This is a genomic window from Prevotella sp. OH937_COT-195 (assembly GCF_003932845.1).
Taxonomy (GTDB): domain Bacteria; phylum Bacteroidota; class Bacteroidia; order Bacteroidales; family Bacteroidaceae; genus Prevotella.
On the sequence record NZ_RQZH01000192.1, the window covers coordinates 1 to 333 of the forward strand.

At 27.0% G+C, this 333-nt stretch carries 1 pseudogene; it reads left to right on the forward strand.

Annotated elements, in window-relative coordinates:
- A pseudogene (locus EII32_RS11865) lies at positions 1-238 on the forward strand (replication protein); the annotation flags it as partial.
- Positions 239-333: the final 95 nt, after the last annotated feature.

Below are 333 nucleotides of genomic sequence, written 5' to 3' on the forward strand. Positions count from 1 at the left end.
CTTTTACACTCTTCATATCATCAACCCTGTATTATTAAAAGCAAAGACTTCCTTTAATAATTTTACTGATACGTATTATTTATTAGAATATATGAAAATCGAAATACTCCATATTCTTAGACGTTTTAAAGCCATGCTAGGGTATCTTATAAAATATCTCAAATCGGAATCTGTAGAAATGCATACACTTAATAAGCGACGCGATAATTTACCAATTATTTCTTTATTTAATCGATAATTTAACTTAGTAAGTGAATTAGAGAACATCTTTTCAATGATGTTCTCTTCTTTTATTACGTAAATAATTGCTAAGGTAATTACCTAGATTAAACG